Source organism: Micromonospora sp. NPDC023633 (assembly GCF_040640035.1).
Taxonomy (GTDB): domain Bacteria; phylum Actinomycetota; class Actinomycetes; order Mycobacteriales; family Micromonosporaceae; genus Micromonospora.
In genome coordinates this window covers 13676-40413 of sequence record NZ_JBFABB010000014.1, presented here as the reverse complement: position 1 = coordinate 40413, position 26738 = coordinate 13676, and the positions used below count along the sequence as shown (strand labels likewise).

At 74.4% G+C, this 26738-nt stretch carries 22 protein-coding genes and 2 pseudogenes; 9 read left to right on the top strand and 15 right to left on the bottom strand.

Annotated elements, in window-relative coordinates; translation table 11 throughout:
- Window positions 1–8 precede the first annotated feature (8 nt).
- The 4 genes from AB0G13_RS06625 to AB0G13_RS06610 form a co-directional block, all read right to left on the bottom strand.
- The gene (locus AB0G13_RS06625) at window positions 9–1373 is read right to left on the bottom strand and encodes an MFS transporter (protein WP_357869869.1); all 1365 of its coding nucleotides are present in this window, start codon (window positions 1371–1373) and stop codon (window positions 9–11) included.
- Between the two features lie 128 nt (window positions 1374–1501).
- Window positions 1502–3064, bottom strand: a complete 1563-nt coding sequence (locus AB0G13_RS06620; protein WP_357869866.1) for an AMP-binding protein — start codon at window positions 3062–3064, stop codon at window positions 1502–1504.
- 145 nt (window positions 3065–3209) lie between these two features.
- Entirely contained in the window at window positions 3210–4424 is a 1215-nt protein-coding gene (locus tag AB0G13_RS06615) for an acyl-CoA dehydrogenase family protein (protein WP_357869863.1), read from the bottom strand.
- Between the two features lies 1 nt (window position 4425).
- Window positions 4426–4878 carry an SCP2 sterol-binding domain-containing protein gene (locus AB0G13_RS06610; RefSeq protein ID WP_210838809.1) on the bottom strand — a complete coding sequence of 151 codons (453 nt, stop codon included), beginning with the start codon at window positions 4876–4878 and terminating at the stop codon, window positions 4426–4428.
- 67 nt (window positions 4879–4945) lie between these two features.
- On the opposite strand from AB0G13_RS06610, the gene AB0G13_RS06605 reads away from it, so the two are divergent.
- Window positions 4946–5590 (top strand): TetR/AcrR family transcriptional regulator, encoded by a 645-nt coding sequence (locus AB0G13_RS06605; protein WP_357869860.1) that lies wholly within the window; start codon window positions 4946–4948, stop codon window positions 5588–5590.
- 96 nt (window positions 5591–5686) lie between these two features.
- Here AB0G13_RS06605 and AB0G13_RS06600 read toward each other — a convergent pair whose 3' ends face one another.
- The 7 genes from AB0G13_RS06600 to AB0G13_RS06570 form a co-directional block, all read right to left on the bottom strand.
- Window positions 5687–6301, bottom strand: coding sequence for a DedA family protein (locus AB0G13_RS06600; protein WP_357869857.1), 615 nt, complete (start codon window positions 6299–6301; stop codon window positions 5687–5689).
- A 90-nt stretch (window positions 6302–6391) separates the two neighbouring features.
- On the bottom strand, window positions 6392–7738 hold the full coding sequence (locus AB0G13_RS06595; RefSeq protein WP_357869854.1) for an adenylosuccinate synthetase: 1347 nt from the start codon (window positions 7736–7738) through the stop codon (window positions 6392–6394).
- Window positions 7735–8694, bottom strand: a complete 960-nt coding sequence (locus AB0G13_RS06590; protein ID WP_357869852.1) for a hypothetical protein — start codon at window positions 8692–8694, stop codon at window positions 7735–7737. The genes AB0G13_RS06595 and AB0G13_RS06590 overlap by 4 nt, the downstream gene beginning before the upstream one ends.
- 9 nt (window positions 8695–8703) lie before the next feature.
- Window positions 8704–9678: a serine/threonine protein kinase gene (locus tag AB0G13_RS06585; RefSeq protein WP_357869850.1), complete on the bottom strand. Its 975-nt coding sequence runs from the start codon at window positions 9676–9678 to the stop codon at window positions 8704–8706.
- Complete coding sequence (locus tag AB0G13_RS06580; protein WP_357869847.1) at window positions 9675–10430, bottom strand: NUDIX domain-containing protein; 756 nt, start codon at window positions 10428–10430, stop codon at window positions 9675–9677. The genes AB0G13_RS06585 and AB0G13_RS06580 overlap by 4 nt, the downstream gene beginning before the upstream one ends.
- A 115-nt stretch (window positions 10431–10545) precedes the next feature.
- Window positions 10546–11370: a MaoC/PaaZ C-terminal domain-containing protein gene (locus AB0G13_RS06575; protein ID WP_357869995.1), complete on the bottom strand. Its 825-nt coding sequence runs from the start codon at window positions 11368–11370 to the stop codon at window positions 10546–10548.
- Between the two features lie 263 nt (window positions 11371–11633).
- Window positions 11634–12989, bottom strand: a complete 1356-nt coding sequence (locus AB0G13_RS06570) for a 3-oxoacyl-ACP reductase (RefSeq protein WP_357869844.1) — start codon at window positions 12987–12989, stop codon at window positions 11634–11636.
- A 55-nt stretch (window positions 12990–13044) separates the two neighbouring features.
- On the opposite strand from AB0G13_RS06570, the gene AB0G13_RS06565 reads away from it, so the two are divergent.
- A complete protein-coding gene (locus AB0G13_RS06565; protein ID WP_357869841.1) occupies window positions 13045–14337 on the top strand; it encodes an acetyl-CoA C-acetyltransferase in 1293 nt (430 codons plus the stop codon).
- 27 nt (window positions 14338–14364) lie between these two features.
- Here the strand turns inward: AB0G13_RS06565 and AB0G13_RS06560 are convergent, their stop codons facing one another.
- Window positions 14365–14883 carry a PIN domain nuclease gene (locus AB0G13_RS06560; protein ID WP_357869838.1) on the bottom strand — a complete coding sequence of 173 codons (519 nt, stop codon included), beginning with the start codon at window positions 14881–14883 and terminating at the stop codon, window positions 14365–14367.
- Here AB0G13_RS06560 and AB0G13_RS06555 point away from each other — a divergent pair.
- The 3 genes from AB0G13_RS06555 (at window position 14826) to purB (ending at window position 18200) form a co-directional block, all read left to right on the top strand.
- On the top strand, window positions 14826–15335 hold the full coding sequence (locus tag AB0G13_RS06555) for a SigE family RNA polymerase sigma factor (RefSeq protein WP_357869835.1): 510 nt from the start codon (window positions 14826–14828) through the stop codon (window positions 15333–15335). The two genes, AB0G13_RS06560 and AB0G13_RS06555, sit on opposite strands and share 58 nt — an antisense overlap.
- On the top strand, window positions 15332–16600 hold the full coding sequence (locus tag AB0G13_RS06550) for a hypothetical protein (RefSeq protein WP_357869833.1): 1269 nt from the start codon (window positions 15332–15334) through the stop codon (window positions 16598–16600). Before AB0G13_RS06555 ends, AB0G13_RS06550 begins: the two co-directional genes overlap by 4 nt.
- Window positions 16601–16778: 178 nt before the next feature.
- Window positions 16779–18200 carry an adenylosuccinate lyase gene (gene purB, locus AB0G13_RS06545; RefSeq protein ID WP_357869830.1) on the top strand — a complete coding sequence of 474 codons (1422 nt, stop codon included), beginning with the start codon at window positions 16779–16781 and terminating at the stop codon, window positions 18198–18200.
- A 140-nt stretch (window positions 18201–18340) separates the two neighbouring features.
- Here purB and AB0G13_RS06540 read toward each other — a convergent pair.
- Both AB0G13_RS06540 and AB0G13_RS06535 read right to left on the bottom strand, forming a co-directional pair.
- A pseudogene (locus AB0G13_RS06540) lies at window positions 18341–18908 on the bottom strand (YbjQ family protein).
- 24 nt (window positions 18909–18932) lie between these two features.
- The gene (locus AB0G13_RS06535; protein WP_357869827.1) at window positions 18933–19616 is read right to left on the bottom strand and encodes a trypsin-like serine protease; all 684 of its coding nucleotides are present in this window, start codon (window positions 19614–19616) and stop codon (window positions 18933–18935) included.
- Between the two features lie 414 nt (window positions 19617–20030).
- Here AB0G13_RS06535 and purS point away from each other — a divergent pair, with 414 nt between their 5' ends.
- The 4 genes from purS (at window position 20031) to AB0G13_RS06515 (ending at window position 24537) form a co-directional block, all read left to right on the top strand.
- Window positions 20031–20294, top strand: coding sequence for a phosphoribosylformylglycinamidine synthase subunit PurS (purS, locus tag AB0G13_RS06530; protein ID WP_357869824.1), 264 nt, complete (start codon window positions 20031–20033; stop codon window positions 20292–20294).
- On the top strand, window positions 20291–20974 hold the full coding sequence (gene purQ, locus AB0G13_RS06525; RefSeq protein ID WP_357869821.1) for a phosphoribosylformylglycinamidine synthase subunit PurQ: 684 nt from the start codon (window positions 20291–20293) through the stop codon (window positions 20972–20974). The genes purS and purQ overlap by 4 nt, the downstream gene beginning before the upstream one ends.
- A gap of 67 nt (window positions 20975–21041) precedes the next feature.
- Entirely contained in the window at window positions 21042–23777 is a 2736-nt protein-coding gene (gene purL / locus AB0G13_RS06520; RefSeq protein ID WP_357869818.1) for a phosphoribosylformylglycinamidine synthase subunit PurL, read from the top strand.
- 4 nt (window positions 23778–23781) lie between these two features.
- A complete protein-coding gene (locus AB0G13_RS06515; RefSeq protein ID WP_357869815.1) occupies window positions 23782–24537 on the top strand; it encodes a 2-phosphosulfolactate phosphatase in 756 nt (251 codons plus the stop codon).
- 226 nt (window positions 24538–24763) lie between these two features.
- Here the strand turns inward: AB0G13_RS06515 and AB0G13_RS06510 are convergent.
- A pseudogene (locus AB0G13_RS06510) lies at window positions 24764–26721 on the bottom strand (carboxypeptidase-like regulatory domain-containing protein).
- Window positions 26722–26738: the final 17 nt, after the last annotated feature.

Here is a 26738-nt window from a genome sequence, read left to right as displayed (position 1 = left end):
CGGGGGACTCATCCCCGAACGGACAGGTCCCGGTGTGCCCCGGGAGCCCACCGCTCGTCGAGCGGAACGGGACCCTCCGCCCAGGGCGCGTCCCGGTGCGCCACGGAGGCGTACTGCCCGTTGAGCGGGACGGGCTCCTCCACCCGCTTCGCCGGGCCGCCGGGCGGGGCGGGCGGATAGCGGGGCGGCTCGTCCAGCGCCCGCAGCGCCGGCAGCGGGGCGGCGGTCAGGGCCGCCACCAGCAGTGCCCCGGCCAGCACCAGGAACGCGGTGCGCAGCCCGAGCCACTCCACCAGCGGCCCGGCGAGCAGGTAGCCGGCCGGGCCGGCCGCGTACGCGAAGGAGGTCATCACCCCGACCACGCGCCCGCGCAACCACTCCGGCGTGCGGGTCTGCATGGCGTAGTTGGACAGCGGGTTGACCGGCCCGTACGCGAGCCCGATCGCGACGGCGAAGCCGATCATGGCCGGGTACGGCGGCAGGGTGGCCAGCCCGACGAGGGCCACCCCGATGACGACGAGGGCGATCACCATCAGGGTGCGGCGGCGGATCAGCCGGCCCGCCGCGCCGGAGGCGAGCGCCCCGATGACCCCGCCGGCGCTCATCGACATGAGCAGCGCGCCGAGCCGGGCTGGTTCCCCCTGGGCCACGAACCACGCCGGCAGCAGCACGCCCTCGACCGGCAGGTAGAGCGCGGCCAGCACCATCGAGAGCAGCGCGATGGTGCGCAGCAGCCGGTCCCGCCAGACGAACCGCAGCCCCTCGACGGTGCCGCGCCACAGCCCGGACGGGGGGTGTTCGGGGCGGCCGGCCCCGGGCAGCCGGACGGCGGCGATCATCGCGACGGCCAGGGCGAATCCGGCGGCGGTGACCCAGAGCGTCGAGCCGGGGCCGATCGCGGCGATGAGCACGCCGCCGACGCCGGGCCCGATCAGGAAGGCGAGCCCCCAGACCGCCTCGTGCACCCCGTTGGCGCGTTCGAGCCGCCAGCCGGCGGCCTGCGCGGCGGCCGGCAGCAGCGTCTCCCGGGCGGTCAGGCCGGCCGGGTCGAACACCGCGCCGAGCACGGCCAGCGCCACGATCCAGCCGAGGTTCAGCCCGAGCAGCGCGTCGACCACCGGGATCGCGGCCACCGAGACGGCGGAGAGCGTGTCGGAGACCAGCGCCGTGCGCCGCCGGCCGAGCAGGTCCACGACGGTGCCGGAGAAGAGGCCGGACAGCAGCAGCGGCAGGGCGGTGGCCGCCGCGACCACGCCGGCCGCGGTGGCGCTGCCGGTGCGTTCCAGCACCAGCCAGGGCAGGGCCACGTTCGCCACCCCGTTGCCGGTGTTGGAGAGCAGCGTCGCCGCCTCGACCAGCAGCAGCGGTGCCATCCGTGGTCCTGGCTGGCGGTGGCGGGCATGGTGGCGGTGACGGGCACGGCGGCGGGGTCCGGAGCCGATCATTGTGCCGCCAGCCTAGGGGCGGCGGGGCATCCGGGCAGTAACGGCCGGGGAACGGGTCAGCCGTGGTGGCGGCGCAGCTCGCGGGTCAGCACCTTGCCGGTGGCGTTGCGGGGCAGGTACTCCACGAAGACCACGTCCCGGGGTACGGAGAACCGGGCCAGCTGGTGCCGGACGTACTCGCGGACCGCCTCCGGGTCGAGCGTCTCGCCGGGGTGCAGGGCGAGGAACGCGGCGAGCCGCTGACCGTACTGCGGGTCCGGTACGCCGAGCACGGCGGCCTCGCGTACCTGCGGCAGCCGGGCGAGCAGGTCCTCCACCTCGGACGGGAAGACGTTCTCCCCGCCCGAGACGATCATGTCGTCGGCCCGGCCGTCGACGAAGAGCAGCCCGTCGGCGTCGAGCCGCCCCAGGTCGCCCGTGTCGAGCAGGCCGCCGCGGTGTTCCCGGGTGGCCCCGGAGGTGTAGCCCTCGAAGAGCATCTCGTTGCCGACGAAGATCCGGCCGACCCGCCCGGCCGGCACCGGCTCGCCGGCCGCGTCGAGGATCTCCAGCCGGGTGCCGTGCGGCGGGCGGCCGGCGGTGGTGGGCGCCGCGCGCAGCTCGGCGGGGCCGGCGATGGACGCCCAGGAGACCTCGGTGGAGCCGTAGAGGTTGTGCAGCACGTCGCCGTAGACGTCCATGAACCTCAGGGCGAGGCCGCCCGGCAGCGCGGAGCCGCTGGCCGCGACCACCTTCAGCGGGGGACGGGGGTCCGGCGGCGGCACCTCCAGCAGCCGTTGCAGCATCACCGGTACGGCGAAGAGGGCGTCGCAGCGCTGCGCCACCAGGGCGGCCAGCGTGGCGGCCGGGTCGAAGCGGCGGTGCAGCACGACCGTGGCCCGCAGGGCGAAGCAGACCTGGAGGGCGGCGTACCCCCACGTGTGGAAGAGCGGCGCGGCGATCATGACGGTGTCCCGGGCGTGCAGCGGGATGCGGTCGATGATGGAGACCAGCGGGCCGAACCCGTTCGGCGTGGGGCGCCGGGCCCCCTTGGGAGCGCCGGTGGTGCCGGAGGTGAGCACGATGATCCGGCCGTCGCGCTCCGGAGGGCGCAGCGCGCCGGGGAGCGCGCCGACGACGAGTTCCTCCCGGGCGCGCTCGTCGAGCCGCTGCACCTCGGCGGGGAGGCTGGCGACCCGGTCGGCGAACTCGGCGTCGTGCACCAGCGCCCGCAGCCGCTGCTCCTCCGTCACGGTGGCGAGCTGCGCGGCGGAGAGCCCGGTGTTGACCAGCACCGCGTCCGCGCCGAGCAGGGTGGCGGCCACGATCGTCTCGACCAGGCCGTGGTGGTTGCGGCAGAGCACGCCGACCCGCTCCCCGGCCCGCACCCCGAGCGCCGTCCGCATCCCCCGGGCCAGCCGCTCGGCCCGGTCGAGCAGTTCGGCGTACGTCAGCGCGGCGCCCTGCTCGTCGACGACGGCCGCCCGGTCCGGGTCGCGGGCGGCGGCCTGGCGCAGCTCGCCGGCGATGTTCCAGCCCCACCTGCGCAGCGCCTGGAGTTGGGCGGCGACGCGGATCGGGTGGCCGGGGGTGAGCAGCCCTCGTCGGGTCAGGGTGGCGACGACGAACGGCAGGTCCATGACGCGGCCTCCTCGTGCGGTGCGCGAGGGGCCTCCGGGGCCGGGGGCCCCTCGCGGACGATCTGGAGATCGGGCGCCCCAGGGGTACGGGCGCGGCGGACGTGCTGCCGGGCAGGGCCTGTGCGGCGGCCGCACCGGCGGCCGGTCAGCGGATCTGGACGCCGGAGATGGCCCGGGAGATGACCAGCCGCTGGATCTCGGAGGTGCCCTCGAAGATGGTGTAGATCTTGGCGTCCCGGTACCAGCGCTCGACCGGGTGGTCGCGCAGGAAACCGGCCCCGCCGAGCAGTTGCACGGCCTGCCCGGTGACGGAGACGGCCACCTCGCCGGCCTTCAGCTTGGACATCGAGCCCTCGCCGGCCGTGAAAGGCCGGTTGTTGCGGCCCATCCAGGACGCCCGCCAGACCAGCAGCCGGGCGGCGTCGATCTCCATCTTCATGTCGGCCAGCGCGAACGCGACCGCCTGGTTCTCGATGATCGGGCGCCCGAACTGGACCCGCTCCTTGGCGTAGTCCAGGGCGTACTCGTAGGCGGCCCGGGCCACGCCCAGCGCCTGCGCGCCGACGGTGGGCCGGGAGAGCTCGAAGGTGCGCATCGCGGCCTGACCCGAGGCGCGCTTGCCGGAGCGGGCCCGGTCGAGCCGTTCGAGCAGGGCGTCCCGGCCGCCGAGCAGGCAGCGCCCCGGCACGCGTACGTCGTCGAGGAAGACGTCGGCGGTGTGCGACGCGCGCAGGCCCAGCTTGCGCAGCTTGCGGGTCGCGGTCAGGCCGGCGGTGCCCGGCGGTACGACGAACGCCGCCTGCCCGCGGGAGCCGAGCGACGGGTCGACCGAGGCGGTGACCACGTGCACCCCGGCGATCCCGCCGTTCGTGGCGTACGCCTTCTGGCCGCTCAGCACCCACTCGTCGGTGCCCTCGTCGTAGACGGCCCGGGTGCGCATCGCGCCGACGTCGGAGCCGGCCTCGGGCTCGGTGGTGCAGAACGCGGCGACGGCCGGTTCGTCGACGGTGCCGAAGCACTGCGGCACCCATTCGACCAGCTGGTCGGGGGTGCCGGCGCCGTAGATCGCGGCCACCGCGAGGGAGGTGCCGAAGATGCCCAGCCCGATGCCGGCGTCACCCCAGAAGAGTTCCTCGCTGGCGATCGGGAGGGAGAGGCCGGTGGGGTCGGCCCAGCAGGTGGCGAGGAACTCGAAGCCGTACAGGCCGACCTTCGCCGCCTCCTGGATGATCGGCCAGGGAGTCTCCTCCCGGGCGTCCCACTCGGCGGCGGCCGGGCGCACGACCTCGGCGGCGAAGCCGTGCACCCAGTCGCGCAGATCCCGCTGTTCCTCGTTCAGGTCGAGCGAGAACTCGGCCATGTCAGGCCTTGGGGATGTCGAACAGGTTGGCGATGTTGGCGGCCAGACCCAGGTCGCCCTTGGCCTTGAGCTTGCCGGTCATGAACATCATGACGGGGTTCGCGCCACCGGAGACGATCTTCAGGAACTCGACCGGGCCCATCGTGAGGCTGAGCTTCGGGTCGTGCTGCGGGGTCTCGTTGACGGTGCACGTGCCGTCGGCGATGGCCACCTCGTAGGTGTCGGTGCCACCGTCGGGACGGCCGGTGATGTTCCAGTGGATGACCGCGTTGGTCGAGCCGGCCCGGTCGGCGCGGAAGAGCTGCGGCATCCGGCCGAAGACCTCGCCGAGGATCTTGCCGCGCAGGTCGCCGGACATCACCTCGGCGATCTTGTCGTCCGGGGTGGACTTGACCAGCTGGGCGAACTCCTTGGGGCCGACGTTCGCGAAGTTGGCCGGGTCGAAGTCAGTCATGGGGCTGCACCTTCCGGGTATTGGCTACTCGTGCGTAACCTTACGGGCGAGTAGGTATGCTCGCAAGGTGTCCACCCCACCCACCTTCAAGCGCCTCCCCCGCGCCGTACGCGAGCAGCAGATGCTCGACGCGGCCGTGAAAGTGTTCTCCCGCAGGGGGTTCCACGCCGCCAGCATGGACGAGATCGCCGTGGACGCCGGCATCTCCAAGCCCATGGTCTACGCCTACCTCGGCACGAAGGAAGAACTCTTCGTCGCCTGCCTGCACCGGGAGGGCACCCGGATGATGCAGGCCATCGCCGGGGCGGCGGCCCCCGACCTGCCGGCCGACGAGCGGCTCTGGCGGGGGCTGCGCGCGTTCTTCGGCTTCGTCGGGGCGCACCGGGACGGCTGGGCGGTGCTCTACCGGCAGGCCCGGGGCGAGCAGCCCTTCGCCGGCGAGCTGGCCGGCATGCGGGCCCGGCTGGTCGAGGTGGTCGCCGGGATGCTCGACCACGCCCTGCGCGCCCAGGGCCGGGAGGCGGGCGAGACCGACCTGGAGGTCGTCGCGTACGCCCTCGTGGGGGCGACCGAGTCGCTGGCGGACTGGCTCGCGGACCACCCGGAGGCGGACCCGGAGAAGACCGCCACCCGGATGATGAACGTGGCCTGGCTGGGGGCCGGGCAGCTGCTGGCCGGCGTCACCTGGCACCCACGGGTCACCCCCTCCTGACCCGCCGACGGCGCCCGGCCCCGCTGTCGTCGCCGGCGCGGGCCGTCGACGTCGTGCCGCTGCCTGCCCCCGCGGGCCGTGCGCCCGTCGCCCGGCTCAGCCGCCGGGTGTGGCGCGGCGCCTGCGGTGGCGCAGCCAGCGGAGCGACTCCAGCAGAAGCGTGATCGCCAGCGAGAGGCCCACGCCGGCGAGGATGCCCTTGATCGGGTCGCGTTCGAAGGCCAGCCCGCCGAAGTAGCCGAGCAGGGCGCAGTAGAGCGCCCAGCTCACCGCCGCGACGGCGTCGAAGAGCAGGAACGACCGGAGCGGGTAGCGGACCGCGCCCATGGTGAGGGTGACCGCCGTGCGGCCACCGGGGACGTACCGGGCGGTGGTCAGGATCAGACCGCCGCGTCGGTGCACCGCCCGACGGGCCCACTCGGAGCTGGCCCGGCGCCGGCTGTCCGCGGGGAAACGGGCGAGCCGGTTCGCGCCGCCGCCGCGCCCGATGGCGTACGAGACGTGGTCGCCGGCGCAGGCGCCCAGCGCGGCGGCGACGATCACCGCCACCAGGTTGGGGTTGCCGCCGGTGGCGAGCACGGCGGCGGTGATCACGGCCGCCTCGCCGGGTACGGCGGGGAAGAACGCGTCGACCGCGGTGAGCCCGAAGATCAGCAGGTACACCCACGGCGAGGTGACCAGCTGCCGGAGCAGGTCGAGCACGGACTCCATGCCTCCCATGCTCGCCGGGCGCGACCCGCCCGGTGGCCGAGTCGCCGGATCACCCGTCCATGGCCGGGGAGCCCCCGGGACGACCCGCCGTCACGCCGACGCCGGGGCAGCCGGCCCGGCCGGAACCGGCGCGGCGGACGCCGACGTCCGGGTGGCCGGCCCGGCCGGAACCGCCGACGCCCGGGAGGCGGGGGCCGGCGGGGCGAGCAGCGGGCCGTGCGGGGTCTTGTCGCCGGCGGTGGGGCCGTGCGAGGTCAGCACCACCGGCACGTCCAGCTCCGCGTGCACCGCCTCGGCCCAGTCCGAGGGCGGGGCGTCGTACACCGGGCGGGAGCGCAGCAGGCGGTCGGTGAGCGCGGCCTGCCGGTCCAGGTCGCCCGGCGGGCCCGGGGTGAGCCGGTCGGTGGTGTCGTAGCGGCGGCAGATCCGCAGCGCGGGGCCGGCGAGGTCGACGTGGGTCAGCGCCAGGCCGTCGACCCCGCCGGCCGCGGCGAGGGCGTACCGGTGGGCGACCGCGTCGAAGTGGCCGAACCGGAACCGCCCCTGCCACGGGTTGGTCGGGTTGTGCGGGTCGGCCAGCGGCAGGGCCCGGTCCTCGGTCACCAGTGGGCCGGGCCCGTGCCGGGTGGTGACCACCCGGAGCACCCCGATCCGGGTGGCGCCGCCGGGCAGGCCCGCCTCGGCGAGCAGGCTGTCGGCGTTGGCGAAGGTGGTGGTGCTCCACGTGGTGTACGGGTGGAAGCCGTGCCACTCGTCGAGCAGCACCCCCTGCGCGCCCTCGAAGACGCACGTCCCCGCGCGCAGCGCCCCGGCCAGCCAGCTCCGGGCGACGATCGCGACCCGCCCGGCGAACCCGGTGAACGCGGGCAGGCAGTCGGCGACGGGCGGCGCGTCCAGCGGGCCGAGTTCGGCGGTCAGCCGGTCCCGCAGGGCGGTCAGCCGGCGGCGCAGCAGCGCCGGGGTGCGACAGTCGGCCACCCTGGGCGCCTCGTCGGGGTGGGCGAGACCGTACGCGACGGCCTCGCCCACCCCGAGCCCGCAGGAGCCGTGCCGGTCGGCTCCCCGGGCGATCTCCCGGGCCCGGTTCGCGGCCCGGTGGTACGGGGTGGCCAGCAGCGCCTCCCCGTCGACGGTCAACCGGTCGAGCGCGTCCGGCACCCCGACCGAGGCGAGGTGGTCGGCCTCGGCGGCCAGCGCCAGCGGGTCCACCACCACGTGCCGCGACAGGTGCGTACGGACGCCGGGGTGGAACGTGCCGGCGCCGAACTGGGCGAACGTGTGGTGCCGCCCGTCGCGCAGCACGACGTTGTGCGCCGCCTGCGCGCCCCCGTTGAAGCGGACCACCGTGTGCACGGGCCGGGTGGCGCAGAGCCAGTCCACGACCGTGCCCTTGCCGGCGTCGCCGTAACCGAGGTCGACCACTGCCACGTGGCTCACAGCCGGGTCACCTCGCCGCCGGTGTCGCGGAACGCGGGCAGCGTCGACACCTCGGCGCGCCGCCCACCGCGCAGGCGGGCCAGCGCCTTGGAGACGGTGCCGGTGGCGCCCGAGCCGGCCCGGTCGAGGTCGCGCAGGCCCTCGTCCAGGTCGATGGCCTGCTCGCCGAGCCCGATGGTGAGCGCGATCGTCTCGCAGACCGCGTCGAGGTCGTCCAGCACGACGGCGTTCTGCCCGAGCAGGTCCCGCCAGAAGTCGAGCACCTTGGCGTTGCCGGAGTTGTGGCTGCCGGCGGGGAGCAGGTAGTAGGTGTCCCAGCGGCGGGTCAGCTCGTCGACGATCTGCCGCAGCGGCACGTCCTCGCGCAGGTCGTCGCCGATGACGCGCCTCACCTCCCGGGACTTCACCTGCGGGTACGCCAGCTCGTCGCCGATGATGAACAGGTAGCCGCGCCGGCCGCGCTTCTCCCAGGAGTCGGTCGCGGTGTGTCGGGCCATGAAGTACATGGCCAGCTCGTAGGACTCGGTCATCTGCCCGCCGCCGCCGCCCTCCAGCACGATCCGGCCGAGGTCGTCGTCCATCCGGTTGTCCGACTCGAACTGGCCGACCTGCAACGGCACCCGGTCGCAGGTGGCGTCGCCGATCGCGCCGAACATGATCTGCGGGTCGCTGGCGTAGCCCTGCCGTTGCAGCAGCCCGAGCAGCTGCGGCAGCTTGGTCTGCAGGACGCGCGGCACGTTGCGCATCGAGCCGGTGACGTCGAAGAGCACCGCGATGGGCGTCGAGCGGGGGTGCTCGTCGGAGTCGCGGCTCTCGCGCATCGCGTCGCGGGGGTCGAGGGCGGGGTGCACGGTCCGCGCCCCGCTGTCGCTGTAGGAGAACGCGCTCTTGCCGGTGGTCCGGCGGTAGCGGTCGGCGGCGTCGTACACGTCGGTGGACCACATTCCACTGCCCATGACAGCTCCTTAAGGGGTGAGGGTGAAGGGTCGGAAGGTGCGTGGCCCGTAGAGCCGGTCCAGCACCTCGTCCAGTTCGCGCAGCAGGAGCCAGGCGTCGTCGGGCCGGGCGTCCAGGGACCGCTGGCGGCAGCCCCGCGCGAAGTCGTCCAGCTCGCGGGGCGCGCGCGGCCCCATCAGCCAGCTCATGCATCCGCTGGCCATCGCGATGTCGGTGCCCGGCCCGCAGGGCCGCCTCCGGGGGATCTCCTCCGGGTACCACTTCGCGTCGTAGCCGGGCACCAGCGCGGGGATCGTGCTCCCGACGGTGGCGGAGAAGCACCAGTCGACCAGCACCACGCCGTGTCCGTCCGGCTCGATCAGCACGTGCGGCGGCAGGACCGCGCCGTGCACCACGCCGGCCCGGTGGGCCAGGCCGAGCGCCACCAGCAGCCGGCGCCACATCCAGGCCACGTCGCGGGCGTCCAGCCCGTCCGGGTACGCGCGCCGGACCTCGTCGAGGTCGTGCAGGCCGGGCGCGGTGGCGAGCACGTTGATCCGCCGTTCGGCGCCGGTCGCGCCGTCCCGGTGCCGGAAGTCCTCGACCAGCCGGGGCACGTACGGCAGGTAGCGCGGGTCGCCGCGCTCGGCGATGGTGCGCAGGGCGTGCGCCTCGCGGGCCATCAGGTCGTTGTCGGTGGGCCGCCGGGGCAGCTTGAGCAGCCGGTCGGACCCGACGTCGTAGAGGTCGGCCAGGTCGCCCGAGTAGGCCGGCGCGCCGAGGCGGTAGTCGCCGAGGACGGTGACCTGCCGGGCCCGCCAGCGGGTGGTGACCTGGACGAACGCGTCGGTGGCCTCGGCGCGTACCGCCGGGTCGGCCGGCAGGCGGTCGGGGTGCAGGGCCGCGACCAGCTCCCGGTAGCGCCGGGCCGGCTGGTCCGTGCCGAACAGCTCGGCGTCGGTGCGGGCCGCCGCGACCAGGCGGATGGCGTCCGCGGTCCTCATCGGAGCGTCTCCTCCGCGGCGGGGCGCAGCAGCGCCGGGTGCAGCAGCCGGGCGTCGCCGGCCCGGTAGAGCCGGGCGCGGGGGCCGCCCCGGGCGCCGCCGCGCTCGGTGCTGGTGCCCGTGCTCTCCACGAAGCCCGGCACGGAGAGCACCTTGCGGTGGAAGTTGCCGGCGTGCAGCGGGTGACCCCAGACCGTCTCGTAGACGGCGCGCAGCTCGCTGATCGTGAACTCGCCGGCGAGGAAGCGCGTGGCGAGCGGGGTGTATTCCAGCTTGGACCGGGCCCGCTCCAGCGCGTCGTCGATGATCCGACCGTGGTCGAAGGCGAGCTGCCGGCTGGTCAGCGCCGTCACCGGCAGCCAGATCGCCTCGTCGGCGTCGGTGCCGGCGGCCGGGTCCGGCAGGTCGGGGGCGAACGCGAGGTGGGCGATCGAGACGACGCGCATCCGCGGGTCGCGGTCGGGGGCGCCGTAGCTGCCCAACTGCTCCAGGTGTACGCGGCGCAGCCCCTCGCCGCCGAGCCCGGTCTCCTCGGCCAGCTCCCGCCGGGCGCCGGCGGTCAGGTCCTCGTCGGGGCGGACGAAACCGCCGGGCAGCGCCCAGTGCCCCTCGAAGGGCGGCTGCCCGCGCCGGATCAGCAGCAGGTGCAGCGCGCCGTCGCGGATGGTCAGCGCCACCACGTCGACGGTCACGGCGACCGACGGGTAGGCCCCGGGGTCGTACGCGGCCAGGAACTCCTGCTCGTCAACCATGTCTCTCTCATTCTGAGAACATCTCTATCTGAGAAGAACCTAGCGCACGGAAGCGCCCCTGCCAAGCCCGGGACGCGGATTCGGCAGGGGCGTACCCCGCTGCGGCAGGGGCGCCTCAGCGCACGAGGCCCACCAGGTGCGGTCGGCCGCGCAGGTCGTGCAGGGCGAACCCGCCGTCCGGCAGGAGGCCGAAGCTCACCGTGCCCGGCAGCGGCACCGGCAGCTTGAAGGCCACCTCGACCGTGTAGGCGTCCGGCAGCCGGTTCTCCAGCGCGGCCAGGCAGCGGGCCTTGCTCCACATCCCGTGCGCGATCGGCCGGGGGAAGCCGAACAGCCGGGCGCCGAGACGGGAGGTGTGGATCGGGTTGTGGTCGCCGGAGACCCGCGCGTAGTCCGTACCGACGCGGGGCTCGACCCGCCAGTGGGCCGAACCGGCCGGCGCCGTGGGCCGCTCGGCCCGGTCCCGCCGCCAGCCGCCGCCCCGCCCGCCCTCCCTGCCGAGGTACGTCGAGACGCCGCGCCAGACCTCCTCCCCGTCGACCGAGCCGACCAGCACCACGTCGACCTGCCGCCCCCGCTCGTGCGGGCGCGGGTTCTCCGCGTACGTGCGGAAGTCGAGGGTCTCGTCGGCGGTGACCGGGCGGTGCATGGAGATCCGGTTGCCGACGTGCACCACGCCGGTCAGCGGGATGGGGAACTCCGGCGCGGTCATCAGACGCAGGGCCAGCGGGAAGCCCATGACGTGCGGAAACGTGGCGGGCAGCCGGTCGGTGAGCCGGAACCCGCAGACCCGGTCGTAGTCGGCCAGGTGCGTCCGGTCGACGGTGATCCCGCCGACGGCCAGCTCGACCGCCGGGATGCCCGCCGAGCGCCGCCCGCCGCCGAGGCCGGGCAGCGCGCCGAGCAGCGCCCGCCGGTAGAGCGCCCCGGCCGCCGGCATCCGGGGCAGCTCGACGCGCTCCCGGGCGCCCGTCCCGGCGCGCCCGGCCGGGTCCCGCGCCGTCCGGCCGGAGAGGTCCTGCGTCGCCTCGACCGAGGCGGCGGAGAGGTCGTGCGTCTGCTCGAGGCTCAGGTCGTGGCCGGACGGTTCCGGCTCGCGGATCGCGTCCAGGGTCTCCTGCGACAGGATCTCGGTGGGGCCGTCGATCAGCTCGTGCACCGACAGGTCGTCCGGGCCCTCCGCCGGTCGTTCCCTCCTCGCCATCACGCCCCCAGCAGGCTCTGGCCGCAGACCCGGACGACGTTGCCGCTGACCGCGCCGGCGGCCGGCCACGCCAGCCAGCCGATGGTCTCGGCGACGTCCACCGGCAGCCCGCCCTGGGACATGCTGTTCATCCGTCGGCCCGCCTCGCGCAGCACCAGCGGGATGCGCGCGGTCAGCCGGGTCTCGATGAACCCGGGGGCGACCGCGTTGACGCTGATCTGCCGTTCGCGCAGCGCCGGGGCGAGCGACTCGACCAGCCCGATCACGCCCGCCTTGCTGGTGGCGTAGTTGGTCTGGCCCCGGTTGCCGGCGATGCCGGCGATCGAGGAGACCGAGACGATCCGGCCGCCGGCCGGGATCAGCTCCCGCGCCAGCAGCACGTCGTTGATCCGCTCCTGGCTGGAGAGGTTGACGTCGAGCACCGAGTCCCACCGGTCGGCGTCCATCCGGCCGAGGGTCTTGTCGCGGGTGATGCCGGCGTTGTGCACGACCACGTCGGCCCGGCCGTGCCGGCCGGCCAGGTGCTCGGCGAGCCGGCCCGGGGCGTCGGGGGCGGTCAGGTCGAGCTGGACGGCCGTGCCGCCGATCTCGTTGGCGACCGCCGCCAACTCGTCCCCGGCCGCCGGAATGTCCAGCGCGACGACCCGGGCGCCGTCGCGGGCCAGCACCCGGGCCAGCGCCGCGCCGATGCCCCGGGCCGCCCCGGTGACCAGGACGACCTGCCCGTCGAGCGGGCGGTCCCAGTCGGCCGGCGGCTCGGCCGTGCCGGCGCCGACCCGCACCACCTGGCCCGAGACGTACGCGGAGCGGCCGGAGAGCAGGAACCGCAGGGTCGCCTCCAGGCTGGTCCAGGTGCCGGCGTCGGGGTTCCGCGTGACGTGGACCAGTTGGGCGGTGACGCCCCGGCCGAACTCCTTGCCGATGCTGCGGGTCAACCCCTCCAGGGCCCGCTGGGCGGTCGCCTCCCGGGGGGAGCCGCACTCGGCGGGCGGGGTGCCGAGCACGACGACCCGGCCGCTGGGCAGCACCGAGCGGGCGTGCGGGTGGAAGAAGTCGTACAGCTGACGCAGGTCGCTGGAGTCGGTGATGCCGGTGGCGTCGTACACCAGGGCGGCGTGGCGCCCGGCGGGTTCCACGGCGTCGGGATCGCGCAGCTCGACCCCGGCGGCGGCCAGGAGCCTGCCGACCGGCTCGGCGAGCCGGCCGCCGGTCGCGGCGCCCAGCAGGACGGGGCCGGGGACGAGGGGGTCGCCGGGGGTGTGCCGGCGCAGTCGCGGCGGGTCGGGCAGCCCGAGGCGCTTGACCAGCGTGCGGCCGGCCCCCGATCGGACGAAGCTCGCGTACCTGTCGGTCATAGGCGTAGCCTACTGGCGAGTAGGTTGAGGGCAAGTCTTTCGAGGAGGCGGGATCGTGCAGAGCATCCGGCGGGTCGCGGTCATCGGCGGCAACCGCATCCCCTTCGCGCGGTCCAACTCGCGGTACGCCAGCGCGTCGAACGCCGACATGCTGGGCGCCGCGCTGGACGGGCTCCTCGCCCGGTTCGGCCTGGCCGGCCAGCGGGTCGGCGAGGTGGTGGCCGGCGCCGTGCTCAAGCACGCGAAGGACTTCAACCTCACCCGCGAGGTCGTGCTCGGCTCGAAGCTCGACCCGCACACCCCCGCGTACGACATCCAGCAGGCCTGCGGCACCGGGCTGGAGGCGGCCATCCTGGTCGCCAACAAGATCGCCCTCGGGCAGATCGACGTCGGCATCGCCGGCGGCGTGGACACCACCTCCGACGCGCCGCTCGCGGTCAACGAGGAGATGCGCCGCACGTTGCTCAGGCTGAACAGCGCCCGCACCCTCGGCGAGCGGCTGAGGATCGCCGCGAAGCTGCGCCCCACCCAGCCGTTCAAGCCGGAGATCCCGCGCAACGCGGAGCCGCGTACCGGGCTGTCGATGGGGGAGCACGCCGCCCGCACGGCGCTGCGCTGGCAGATCGACCGGCAGGCCCAGGACGAGCTGGCGCTGCGGTCGCACCAGCGGCTCGCCGCCGCGTACGACCGGGGGTTCTTCGACGACCTGCTGACCCCCTACCTCGGGCTGACCCGGGATGCGAACCTGCGTCCCGACACGAGCCTGGAGCGGCTCGGCGCGCTGAAGCCGGTCTTCGGCGCGAAGGGGCCCGACGCCGACGCGGCGACCATGACGGCCGGCAACTCGTCGCCGCTGACCGACGGCGCCTCGACGGTGCTGCTGGCCAGCGAGGAGTGGGCCCGCGAGCACCACCTGCCCGTGCTGGCGTGGTTCTCCTGGTCGGAGACCGCCGCCGTCGACTTCGTGCACGGCGACGAGGGCCTGCTGATGGCCCCCGCGTACGCGGTGCCCCGGATGCTGTCCCGGGCCGGCCTGACCCTCCAGGACTTCGACGTCTACGAGATCCACGAGGCGTTCGCCTCGCAGGTGCTGGCCACCCTGGCCGCCTGGGAGTCGCCGGAGTTCTGCAAGGACCGGCTGGGGCTGGACGCCCCGCTCGGGACGATCGACCGGGAGAAGCTGAACGTCAACGGCTCGTCGCTGGCCGCCGGGCACCCGTTCGCGGCCACCGGCGGCCGGATCGTGGCGACCCTGGCCAAGCTCCTCGCCGACAAGGGCAGCGGCCGGGGCCTGATCTCGATCTGCGCGGCCGGCGGCCAGGGCGTGACCGCCATCCTCGAACGCTGACCGCGAGGGCGGGCGCGCGAAGAGGGCCTACTTGATCGTGCCGGCCGGGGCGAGCCATCGCACGGGCTGCCCGGTCACCTCGGCGATCTGGTCGAAGTCACGGTCGTAGTGCAGCAGCGAGAGGCCCTGGTACTCGGCCGTCGCCGCGATCAGCAGGTCGACGGCACCGGCGGACCGGTGGGTGCCCCGGGCGGTGAGCTCGTCCTGGATCTCGGTCGCCCGCTCGTAGATCCGGTCCGGCATGCCCACCCAGCTGAACGCCGTTCGGAGTCGGTCCCCCAGCCACCTGCGGTCGGCCTGCGAGCGGGCCGAATACAGGAACTCCAGCTCGACCAGCGGACGGACCGCGAGCAGGCCGGCCGTGAGTGGCTGTTCCCAGCGGGCCTGGGTGTCGGGGGACCGAGACGCCCGCGCCGTCGGTCGCCGAGCAACCTCACCGACCCGTCGGTCCGTTCCCCAGGCATGAGGCGAAAGCAAGGTCCGGCGCGGTGAACCGGGCCGACGAGGACGAGTACCGGCAGTTCGTGAGCGTCCGGTTGGAGCCACTGCGCATCACGGCGTACCTGCTGTGCCGGGACTGGCACACCGCGGACGACCTGGTCTCCATCACCATCGGCAAGCTCTACCGGCACTGGCGCCGGGTGCGCCGCGTGGAGCACGTCGACGCGTACGTCCGCGGCATGCTCACCAACGCCTGGCTGGACGAGCGGCGTCGGCCGTGGCGGCGGGAGAGGTCCACCGACGACCTGCCCGACCGGGCCGAGCCGAACGTGCCGGAGGTGGCACTCGCCGACCGGGAGTTACTTCTGGATCTGCTGGCACAGCTGCCGCCACGCCGCCGGGCCGTGGTGGTCCTGCGCTTCTACTGCGACCTCTCGGTCGAGGAGACCGCCCGTGCGCTGGGAATCAGCGCGGGCACCGTGAAGAGCCAGGCGGCGCGAGGGCTGGAGAGCCTGCGTGCCCTGGTGTCGATCGACGCGAGCAGGGAGGGCGCATGAGTCACCGGACGATCTTCGACGAGGCGGTTGGTGAGGTACCGCCCAGCTCCATCGACCTGGACCGGGTCATCTCCCGGCAGCGCCGCCGCCTGCGACTGCGCCGGCTCGCTGTGATCGGGACGGCGGCCGTCGCGGTCGGCGCGATCACGGCCGGGGCGGCCGTCACCGGCGGTCACCCGCGGACGGCCCCGCCGGCGGCGCCGAGCCCGACGGTACGTACGCCGCCGCCCGGCCAGGGCCAGGTCTTCACCTCCACCGACCGGGCGATCTTCGAGGGGATGAGCCGGGTGGCGCCGGACCTCGAATGGATACGGCAGGACGGCGCCTGGGAGGGCGGGGCGGTCTGGGGGTCCGGAGCGAGCACCCGCGGCTACACACCGAATGGCTATCTGGGCCAGGGGCGGGTCCGAGCCGGTGACCGGGTCGGCTACCTCGTCGTGGGCATCCCGTTGGACTGGGGAGCGTTGCGGCCCTGCCCGCCCGAGCAGGTGCGGAAGGCCCGTTGCGCCACCAGGACCGGACCCGCCGGCGAGACGATCCAGACCAGCTCCGCGCGGAATCCGGAGATCGGGTCCCGCAGGAGTCCGACTGGCTTCACCATGACCCATTCGGTCTGGGTGCAGCGCCCCGACGGCGTGGTCATCTACGTCGACATCAGGGGTGAGGGCGAGGATCCGCCGCTCACCGAGGGGCAGTTGACCGCGCTGGTGCTCGACCCGGCAGTCGCCGAAGTGGCCGCTGATCCGCTCCGTGGGGACGCCCGGGCCCGCCGGCAGTTGGTCCACAGTTGGGTGCTCGCCGCGATTCAGCGGCAGGCGCCGGGTGTCACCGGCGCGGAGGGCGAGGGCCCGGTGTTCACCGCGAACGACCTGGGCGCGGGCTGGAGCGACCGCGGTGCCGAGAGCCGGAACACGACGGACACCTACTGGGGGTACGGCCGGGTCATGGTCAAGCGGGTGGCCGGGCTCCTGTCGGTGGACATCCGGCGGCGCGACGCGGCTCCGGCGGGTGACCTGGTCTGTGGCGAGCCGACACCGACCCGGGTCTGCGAGGCGGGCGCGGGGCCGCGCGGCGAGCGGCACCGCACCACCACGACCCGAGACGCCGACGGGGTCGCCAAGCAGCGGGAGATCGACGTACGGCGTGGCGACGGCACGTGGCTGCGGGTGACGCTCGCGGCGAACGCGAAGGGCCGTCTTCCTCTCACCGTGACGCAGCAACTGGGGATCGCCCTCGACCCGACGGTCACGTTGCCCGGCGGGTGAGTTCCGTGAACGACCGACGCCCGCCCGGTGCGAAGCCGGGCAGGCGTCGCCGGACCGACGTGGTTCGCTCAGCCCGGCACGGGTATGCCACCGGCCGGCGATCCCCGGCCGTCCGGGCTGGTGGGCGGCCGGACGGCCTCGTCGGGGTCACGTCCGCGGACATGAAAGACTGAGGTACGTGACGATCCCGAACGTGCTCGCCAACCGGTACGCCTCGCCCGAGCTGGTCGCCCTCTGGTCACCGGAGGAGAAGATCCGGATGGAACGGCGGCTCTGGCTCGCCGTGCTCCGGGCCCAGCGGGACCTCGGCGTGCCGGTGCCGGACGGCGTGGTCGAGGCGTACGAGCGGGTGCTCGACCAGGTCGACCTGGGCTCGATCGCCGAGCGGGAGCGGGTCACCCGGCACGACGTGAAGGCCCGGATCGAGGAGTTCAGCGCGCTCGCCGGGCACGAGCACGTGCACAAGGGCATGACCTCCCGGGACCTCACCGAGAACGTCGAGCAGCTCCAGGTGCGCCGCTCGCTGGAGCTGATCCGGGACCGGGTGGTCGCCACCCTGGCCCGGCTGTCCCGGCTCGCCGTCGAGCATTCCGACCTGGTGCTGACCGGCCGCTCGCACAACGTCGCGGCGCAGGCCACCACGCTGGGCAAGCGCTTCGCGTCGGCCGCGGAGGAACTGCTCATCGCGTACGAGCGGCTGGACGACCTGATCAACTGGTACCCGCTGCGCGGCATCAAGGGCCCGGTCGGCACCGCCGCCGACCAGCTCGACCTCTTCGACGGCGACGCCGAGCGGGTGGCCGAGCTGGAGCGCCGGGTCGCGGGGCACCTGGGCTTCAGCCGGGTGCTCGACAGCGTCGGCCAGGTCTACCCGCGCTCGATCGACCTGGCGGTGCTCTCCGCGCTGGCGCAGATCGCCGCCGCCCCGTCGTCGCTGGCGACCACGATCCGGCTGATGGTCGGCCAGGAGTTGGCCACCGAGGGCTTCAAGCCGGGCCAGGTGGGTTCCAGCGCGATGCCGCACAAGATGAACACCCGGTCCAGCGAGCGGGTCAACGGCTTCGCGGTGATCATCCGGGGCTACCTGTCGATGGTCGGCGAGCTGGCCGGCGACCAGTGGAACGAGGGGGACGTCTCCTGCTCGGTGGTCCGCCGGGTCGCCCTGCCGGACGCGTTCTTCGCCGCCGACGGGCTGTTCCAGACCTTCCTCACCGTGCTGGACGAGTTCGGCGCGTACCCGGCGGTGATCAACCGGGAGCTGGAGCGCTTCCTGCCGTTCCTGGCCACCACGAAGATCCTGGTGGCGGCGGTCCGGCGCGGCGTCGGCCGCGAGGTGGCCCACGAGGTGATCAAGGAGCACGCGGTCGCGGTGGCCCTGGCCATGCGCGAGAAGGGCGCCGCCGAGAACGATCTCTTCGACCGCCTGGCGGCGGACGACCGCCTGGGCCTGACCCGCGGCGAGATCGACGCGCTGGTCGCCGACCGTACGGCCTTCGTCGGCGCCGCCCCGGCCCAGGTCGAGGCGGTCGTCCGCCGCATCGCCGCCGTCGTTGACGCCCACCCCGGGGCCGCCACCTACACCCCACCCCCCATCCTCTGACCCACCCACCCTCTGTCTCGGGCGGTTGGATCAAGAGGTTCGCGTCCGAATCGGAGATCGAAGAGGGCGAAAACTTCTTGATCGACCTCGGCATCCGGGGCTCCCGGCGGCGGGTGGGTGGGCGCGGTGGGGCGGGTGGGTCAGGAGTCGCGGGTGGGGGTTTCGGCGGCCGAGCGGAGGTTGGGGGCGCTCGCCGGTTCGGCGATGCCGCCCGGGGACTCGGCGAAGGCGGGATCGTGCGCGGTCTCCGCGGCGACCAGCGGCTGGTCGGGCGGCATGACGTCGGGCATCTTGGGCGCGACGACCACGGCCGTGCCGTACGCGCAGATCTCCATCCACATCTCGCCGCAGTCGCGGCTGTCGAAGCGCATCCCCACCACGGCGTTCGCGCCGATGCGGCGGGCCTCCTCGCCGAGCCGGGCCACCGAGTCCGTACGCCACCTGGTGAGGTTGTCGGGCGCCATCGGGTCGTACGCGCCACCGCGCAGGTTCTTGACCCCCTCGCGGTACGGGTTCCGCGTCCTGGCCATCGATGACACCACTTCGCCGAGGATCTGGCGGATCTCGTACCCGGGTAGTTGCTCCGTCGTCACGACCAGCACGCTTCCGATGCTGTCAGGGCGACGAGGCGCCCGATCGCCGGCCTTGTTCACCTGATCGGATGCTGCAAAACGGCGCGGCGCGGACGGTCGGCGCGCTGCCGACCATCCGCGCCTGGCGTGGCGCTAACCGTCAGACACCGGCCGTCTGGGTGATCCAGGCCCGGTTGTACGCGACGCTGCCGTAGTTCTGGATGCTCTGGCCGTCGGCGGTGGAGGCGACGCCGACCTGGCGGCCGTTGTAGAACTGCGGGCCGCCCGAGTCGCCCCGCCACGCGTTGCCGTTGATCCGCGTGCTGCGGATCGCCTGGCCGCCGTACGCGTCGGTGGCGCTGTTGCTGGTCACCTGGACGGACGCGGTCTTGAGCTGGGTGGAGGCCGAGCATCCGCTGTAGCAGGTCATGCCCCAGCCGTAGATCGAGTTGGTCGAGCCGATCGGCGGGTTGCTGCTGGCCAGCGTGACGTAGGAGGTGCTCACGGAGCTGGACAGGCGCAGCAGGGCCAGGTCGTACCGGCTGTAGCTGGCGCTGACGGTGCGGGTGACGCCGCCGGAGGAGCGGTAGACGCTGCCGACCCGGACGGACATCGTGCCGTTGACGCAGTGCCGGGCGGTGAGCACCCACTCCGGCGCGATGATCGTGCCGGAGCAGGTGAACGAGCCGTTGCTGAGCACGGCGGCGGCCCACGGGGCCGACGAGACGGTGCTGCCGCCGATGATCGGCTGCGGACCGGCCGGGGCGGCGAGGGCGCCGGAGCTGGCGCCGAGCAGGCCGGCCGCTGCGGTGGCCAGCACCGCGATCATGGATCGGATGCGCATGGGGGCTCCTTCGGGGACGGGGCCCGGGTTCACCGGGTCGAGCTGTCGGCCGGCGGGCGGGGGTGGCCCGACGGTCGGGCACGTCCGATCGACGTACGACGATGTACGGTAGGGCTCCTGAGATGTCGTTCACAAGAGTCCATCGAAAATGATGGATGAGATGGTATGGCGGGCGGGGGCGACGGGGGAGAGTCCGCCGGCCCGACGGAGCGGGGCGAAACGGGCCGGTCGGCAACGGATGCGCATCGGGATCGCAACGAACCCGTATCGGTCCCCGGGGCCCGCGCCGGGAATGTCGATGACTGCCTGAACCGCGTCCGGCCGGTGCGTCCGAGGCCGGATCTGCCAGGTAGGCTGGCTGCGCTCGCCCGTTGTGGGTCGGCACCCAACTGCGTACACAGTCAGGAGTGCCCAGTGCCTCGCGTCGTCGTCGACGTCATGCTCAAGCCCGAGATCCTCGATCCCCAGGGCCAGGCCGTCGCAAACGCGCTGCCCCGGCTCGGCGTCAGCGACGTCGCCTCGGTTCGGATCGGCAGGCGGATCGAGATCGAATTCACCGGTGAACCGGACCTGGACCGGGCCCGGGAGATCGCCGACAAGCTGCTCGCCAACCCGGTCATCGAGGACTTCACGGTCCGCCTGGCCGAGGCCGACGAGACCGTGGACACCCGCTCGTGACCGCCCGGGTCGGTGTGGTCACCTTCCCCGGCTCGCTCGACGACGGGGACGCGGCCCGGGCCGTCCGGATCGCGGGCGCCGAACCGGTCCGCCTGTGGCACGGAGACCCGCACCTGCACGGGGTGGACGCCGTCGTCCTGCCCGGCGGCTTCTCCTACGGCGACTACCTGCGTTGCGGCGCCATCGCCCGGTTCGCCCCGGTGATGGAGACGATCGTGGACGCGGCCCGGGGCGGCCTGCCCGTGCTCGGCATCTGCAACGGCTTCCAGATCCTCTGCGAGGCCCACCTGCTGCCCGGGGCGCTCACGCGCAACCAGCACCTGCACTTCCGCAACCGCGACCAGGTCCTGCGCATCGAGTCGGCCGGCACCGCGTGGACCAACGCGTTCCAGCCCGGCCAGGAGGTGCTGATCCCGGTCAAGAACGGCGAGGGCTGCTACGTCGCCGACACCGCGACGCTGGACCAGCTCGAAGCCGAGGGCCGGGTCGTCGCCCGCTACGTCGGCGGCAACCCCAACGGGTCGCAGCGCGACATCGCCGCGATCACGAACCCCGCCGGCAACGTGGTCGGCATCATGCCGCATCCCGAGCACGCGGTGGAGGCGCTCACGGGCCCCTCCCTGGACGGTCTCGGCTTCTTCACCTCGGTGCTCAAGCACCTGGTGGGGGCGCCGGCGTGACCGTGCGCGGCATCATCGGTCGGCTCACCCGCCCGTCGGGCGGACGCGAGCGCAGCGAGGAGAGGTCATGACCACCCATCCGGACGAGGTACGGGATAACCCGGAGGCCTTCCCGGCCGCCCCGGCGCAGCCGGTGGAGCCGCGTCCGGCCGCCGTCGTGCCGCCGGCCGGGCGTCCCGGGCCGGCGAGCGCCGACTGGGCCGACGGCCTGGACACCGTGCCGCGCGCCGAGGACACCCCCGGTGAGCTCCAGCCGTACGCCGAGCTCGGGCTCCGCGACGACGAGTACGAGCGGATCCGGCAGATCCTCGACCGGCGGCCCACCCAGGCCGAGCTGGCGATGTACTCGATCATGTGGAGCGAGCACTGCTCCTACAAGTCGAGCAAGGTGCACCTGCGCCAGTTCGGCGAGAAGGCCCCGCCGAGCGACCGGCTGCTGGCCGGCATCGGCGAGAACGCCGGCGTGGTGCAGGTCTCCGCCGACCTGGCGGTGACCTTCAAGGTCGAGTCGCACAACCACCCGAGCTTCGTCGAGCCCTACCAGGGCGCGGCCACCGGCGTCGGGGGCATCGTCCGGGACATCCTCGCCATGGGCGCCCGCCCGGTCGCGGTGATGGACCCGCTGCGCTTCGGCGCCGCCGACCACCCCGACACCGCCCGGGTGCTGCCCGGCGTCGTCGCCGGCGTGGGCGGCTACGGCAACTGCCTGGGCCTGCCGAACATCGGCGGCGAGGTCGTCTTCGACCCCTGCTACCAGGGCAACCCGCTGGTCAACGCGCTCTGCCTCGGCGTGCTGCCGGTCGACCGGCTGCAGAACAAGGCCGCCGCCGGCCCGGGCAACGTCGTCGTGCTGATGGGCGCCAGGACCGGCCGGGACGGCATCGGCGGCGTGTCGGTGCTGGCCAGCGCCACCTTCGACGAGGGCAGCGAGCAGCGCCGCCCGTCGGTGCAGGTCGGCGACCCGTTCATGGAGAAGCTGCTCATCGAGGCATGCCTGGAGCTCTACGACGCCCGGCTGGTCGTCGGCATCCAGGACCTCGGCGGCGCCGGCCTGACCTGCGCGCTGACCGAGACCGCCGCGGCGGCCGGCACCGGCATGCGGGTCTGGCTGGAGCGGGTGCCGCTGCGTGAGCCCTCGATGGAGCCGCACGAGATCCTGGCCAGCGAGTCGCAGGAGCGGATGCTGCTGGTCGTCGAGCCGGAGAAGCTCGACGCGGTGCTCAAGACCGCCGAGAAGTGGGGCGTCTGGGCCACCGCGATCGGCGAGGTCACCCCGCCGGAGCCGGACGGCCGGCCGGGCCGGCTGCTGATCACCTGGCGTGACCAGCTGGTGGTCGACGTGCCGCCGGGCTCGCTGGTCGACGACGGCCCGGTCTACGCCCGCCCGATGCGCGAGCCGGCCGACCTGATCCTGCTCCAGGCCGACCGCGCGGAGACGCTGCCCCGGCCGGCCGACCCGGAGGCGCTGCGCGAGACCGTGCTGCGCATGATCGCGTCGCCCAACCTGGCCGACAAGACCTGGGTCACCGAGCAGTACGACCGCTACGTGCTGGGCAACACCGTGCTCGCCCAGCCGGAGGACTCCGGCGTGATCCGGATCGACGAGCGGACCGGGCTCGGCGTGGCGCTGTCGGTGGACGGCAACGGCCGGTACGCGCGGCTCGACCCCTACCACGGCACGAAGCTCGCACTGGCGGAGGCGTACCGCAACGTCGCCGTCACCGGCGCGAAGCCGATCGCCGTCACCAACTGCCTGAACTTCGGCTCGCCGGAGGACCCGGGCGTGATGTGGCAGTTCGCCGAGGCCGTCCGTGGCCTGGCGGACGGCTGCGCCGAGCTGGGCATCCCGGTCACCGGCGGCAACGTCAGCTTCTACAACCAGACGGGCGCGGCGCCGATCCACCCGACCCCGGTGGTCGGTGTGCTCGGCGTGCTCGACGACGTGGCCAACCGGGTGCCGATGGGCTTCGTGGCCCGGCCGGGCGGCGACCACGACCAGATCTTCCTGCTCGGCGAGACGCACGTGGAGCTCTCCGGCTCGGAGTGGGCGTGGGTCACCCACGAGCACCTTGGCGGCGTACCCCCGCAGGTCGACCTGGCCCGCGAGCGGCTCCTGGCCGACCTGCTGGCGGAGGCCGCGCGGGTCGGGCACCTCAGCTCCGCGCACGACCTCTCCGACGGCGGCCTCGCGCAGAGCCTGGTGGAGTCCTGCCTGCGGCGCGGCGTCGGCGCCCGCATCGCGGTGCCGGAGCGCTTCGACGGCGGCTCGATGCCGTTCGTCTACCTGTTCAGCGAGTCCGCCGGGCGGGTCCTGGTGTCGGTGCCGCGCGGCCACGAGAAGGCGTTCACCGCCCTCTGTGCCGAGCGCGGGGTGCCGTTCGAGCTGATCGGGGTCACCGACTCGTCCGGCGGCGCGCTGGAGGTGCACGGCCAGTTCCGGATCGGCCTGGACGAGCTGCGCGCCGCGCACGGCGAGACGCTGCCGCGCCTCTTCGGGGGCGCGGGGGTCGTCGAGGTGCCCGCGCCGGCCGCCGGTGTGGCGGGTGCGGTCGAGGCCGTGCCGCTGCCCGTCGCCGAGCCGGCCGAGGTGGCGCCGGTGGACCCGGCGGCCGTCGCGGCCGAGCCGATCGCCTCGGCCGCGCCGGTCCCGCCGACCGGTGCCGTCGAGCCGGTGGCCCCGGCAGCCCCGGCGGAGACCGTCGCACCCGGCCCGGAGCACCCGGCCGAGGTCGCCGACCGACCGGCCGAGGCCGGGGATGCGTCGGCTCCCGATTCCGGTGACACCGAGCCCGGTCAGCGCTGAGGCGGTGGCCGCGGCCGTCCACGTCCAACCCGGTTCTGGCGCCCGGTTCGACTGGGGGCTGACGGGGGCGGCCGAGCTGGGCCGGGTCTGCGCGGTGCTGGTGGTGGTGGACGTGCTGTCGTTCACCACCGCCGTGGACGTCGCGGTCGGGCGCGGCATGCGGGTGCACCCGTTCCCGTGGGGCGCGCAGGCGGCCGACTACGCGCGGCGGGTCGGCGCGGTCGCGGCGGTGGGTCGCCGGCAGACGACCCCGGACCATCCGTGGTCGCTCTCGCCGGCGGCGCTGACCACCGCACCGGTCGTCGCCGACCTCGTGCTGCCGTCGCCGAACGGTTCGGCGATCAGCGCGGCGGCCAGCGCCACCGGGCTGCCGGTGGTCGCGGCATGCCTGCGCAACGCGCGCGCCGTCGGGCGTTGGCTCGGCCACCAGGGGTACGGCTCGGTGGACGCGCCGATCGGCGTGATCGCCTCGGGTGAGCGCTGGCCGGACGGGTCGCTACGCCCCTCCGTCGAGGACCAGCTCGGGGCGGCCAGCGTGCTGGACGCCCTGTCGGGTGTGCCGGGCGGTCTCTCCGTGGAGGCGGCCATGGCGCTCGCCGCGCTCGCCAGCACCCCCGACGTCCCCGCCGCGGTGTGCGGCAGTGTGTCGGGCCGCGAGCTCATCGAGGGCGGCTTCGCCCAGGACGTGGAGGTCGCCGTCCGGGTCGGCGTCTCGGACGTGGTCCCGGTGCTGCGTCAGGGCGTCTTCTCCGCCGCCTGACGGCCCTCCCGCGCGCCGCCCCCGGAGCGGCGTGCGCGCCACCCCGACGTGCGCCCCGGCACCGGGACGCCCGCCCTGATCCCGCCAGCGGTCGCCCGTTCGCGCCCTGCGCCGGGCCACCCCGGTCGCCGGTGTCGGCCCGACTCGCCCGGGACAGCGGCGAGGGCCGCCCGGAGTACGGACGGCCCTCGCCGTGGTGCTGTCGTCGGGGGAGCGCCCCGAGCGGTCAGTCGTCCATCCAGTCCAGCCGGCGGCCGCCCCGGTCCTGCCGCGGCGGGCCGTCCGGGCGACCGCGACCGGTCTGCGGGTCGTCGTAGCCGCCCGGCTGGCCGTAGCCACCCTCGCCGTAGCCGCCGCGCTGCTGCGGGGGCTCCTGGCCGTAGCCGCCCTGGCCGTAGCCGCCCTGGTTGTCGTACGAGGTGGGCTGGTCGTAGCCGCCCGGCTGACCGTAGCCGCCGCGCGGTGCCGCCGGCTCCTGGCCGTAGCCGCCCGGCTGGCCGTAGCCGCCCCGCTCGTAACCGCCGCCCGGCTGGTCGTAACCGCCGGTCGGCTCGCCGCCCCGGCCGTACGCCCCGGGCTCGGACTGGCCGTAGCCCTGACTCTGCTCCGGCTGGTAGACGCCGGTCGCGTACGGGTCGGCCGGGGCCGGGTACTGCGTGGCGTCGCCGGTGTAGCGGCCGGTCGGCTCGTCGTACCGCTCGCCGTAGCCCCGGCCGCCGCCCGCCGGGCCGGGCGCACCCGCCGGAGCGCCGTAGTCGTTGCCGCCGTAGCCGCCGCCCGAGGCGGGCGCATTGCCGTAGCCGCTCCCCGAGGACGGCGCGTTGCCGTAGCCGCCGCTGCCGTAGCCGCCGCCGGAGGCGGGCGCGTTGCCGTAGCCGGCCCCGCCGTAGCCGCCCGCGCCGGCCGGCTCGTCGCCGTAGCCGCTGCCGCCCCAGGCCTGCTGGCTGCCCGTTGCGCCGTAGGGCTGCGGGGGAGCGCCGTACGGGTCCGGTGGCACGTCGTCGACCACGGGGCGGTGCATCATCGTCGGGGCGTCGCTGAGCGCGGTGCCGCCGACCATCGTCGGATCCGGCGTGGCGCCGACCCGGTTGACCACCCGGGTCTGGTCGTCCGCGCCCCGGAACGCCCCACGCGCGGCCGGGACCGCGCCGGCGCCCGCCGGGGCGTCGTCGTCGGCCTCGTCGCCGCTGTCCTTGCGCCGCATCCAGAGCAGCACGATGGTGCCGACACCGGCGGCGACGAGCAGGCCGCCGAGCAGGATGATCAGCCAGGAGCTCATGCCGCCGGAGTCCTCGTTGCTGGCGTTGGCCGCCGCGCCCGGGGTCGCCTCGGCGCTCTCCTCGGGGGTCTCCTCGACGGGCTCCTCGGTCGGGAGGGGCTCCTCGCTGACCGAGGGGGTGGGACTCGGGGTCGTCTCGACCTTGATCGCCAGGGCGATGCGCTGGCCGGTGATGCTCTGACCGGCGGACGCGTCGAAGCTCTTGGTGGCGTAGACCTCACCGACGCTGGCGCCGACGGCGAGCCGACCGGGCGCGATCGGCTTCTCGCTGGTGCCGGTGAAGCGGAAGTTGCCGTCGTCGTCACTGATCGTGTCGCGCTTCTTGCCGGCGCCGTCCTGGAGCATGACCACGGCGTTCGGCACGGCCTTGCCGTTGGCTTGGGCGACCACCTTGCCGGAGACCGACTTGACGGTCTGCGCCTGCGCGGGCTCGGACGGCTGGGCCTTGCCCTTGACGCTGAGCTGGAGCGGGGCGGTGCCCGGGCCGGACTCGGCCTCGACCGTCACCGTGACGGTGACGGTCGCGTCGCCGGCATTGTCGCTGGCCCTGATCCGCAGCAGTTGGGACCTCGGCCGGTCGTTGTTGAAGTCGATCTCCCCGCAGCCGCTCGCGCAGCTCACACCACCCGGGAGACCGGCGATGCTGACCTGGACCTTCTCGTCGCCGTCGCGGGGGGTGACCTGCACGGTGACGGCGGTGTCGCTGCCGGCGTTGACGGTGACCGAGCCGGGCGACACGGTGACGTCGGCGGCGAGGGCTGGTGTGGCGGGGGCAGCGAGCAGAGCGCCGACAACCAGCGCCACGACCACACCGGCCCGCTGCTTCCAGGCACGTCGGTGTGTTGACACGTCCACCGCCTTCCGGACTGACTTCCCTCGGCGGCGGGCGCCGGGCCGGGGATCATCACGGTTCGAATACGCC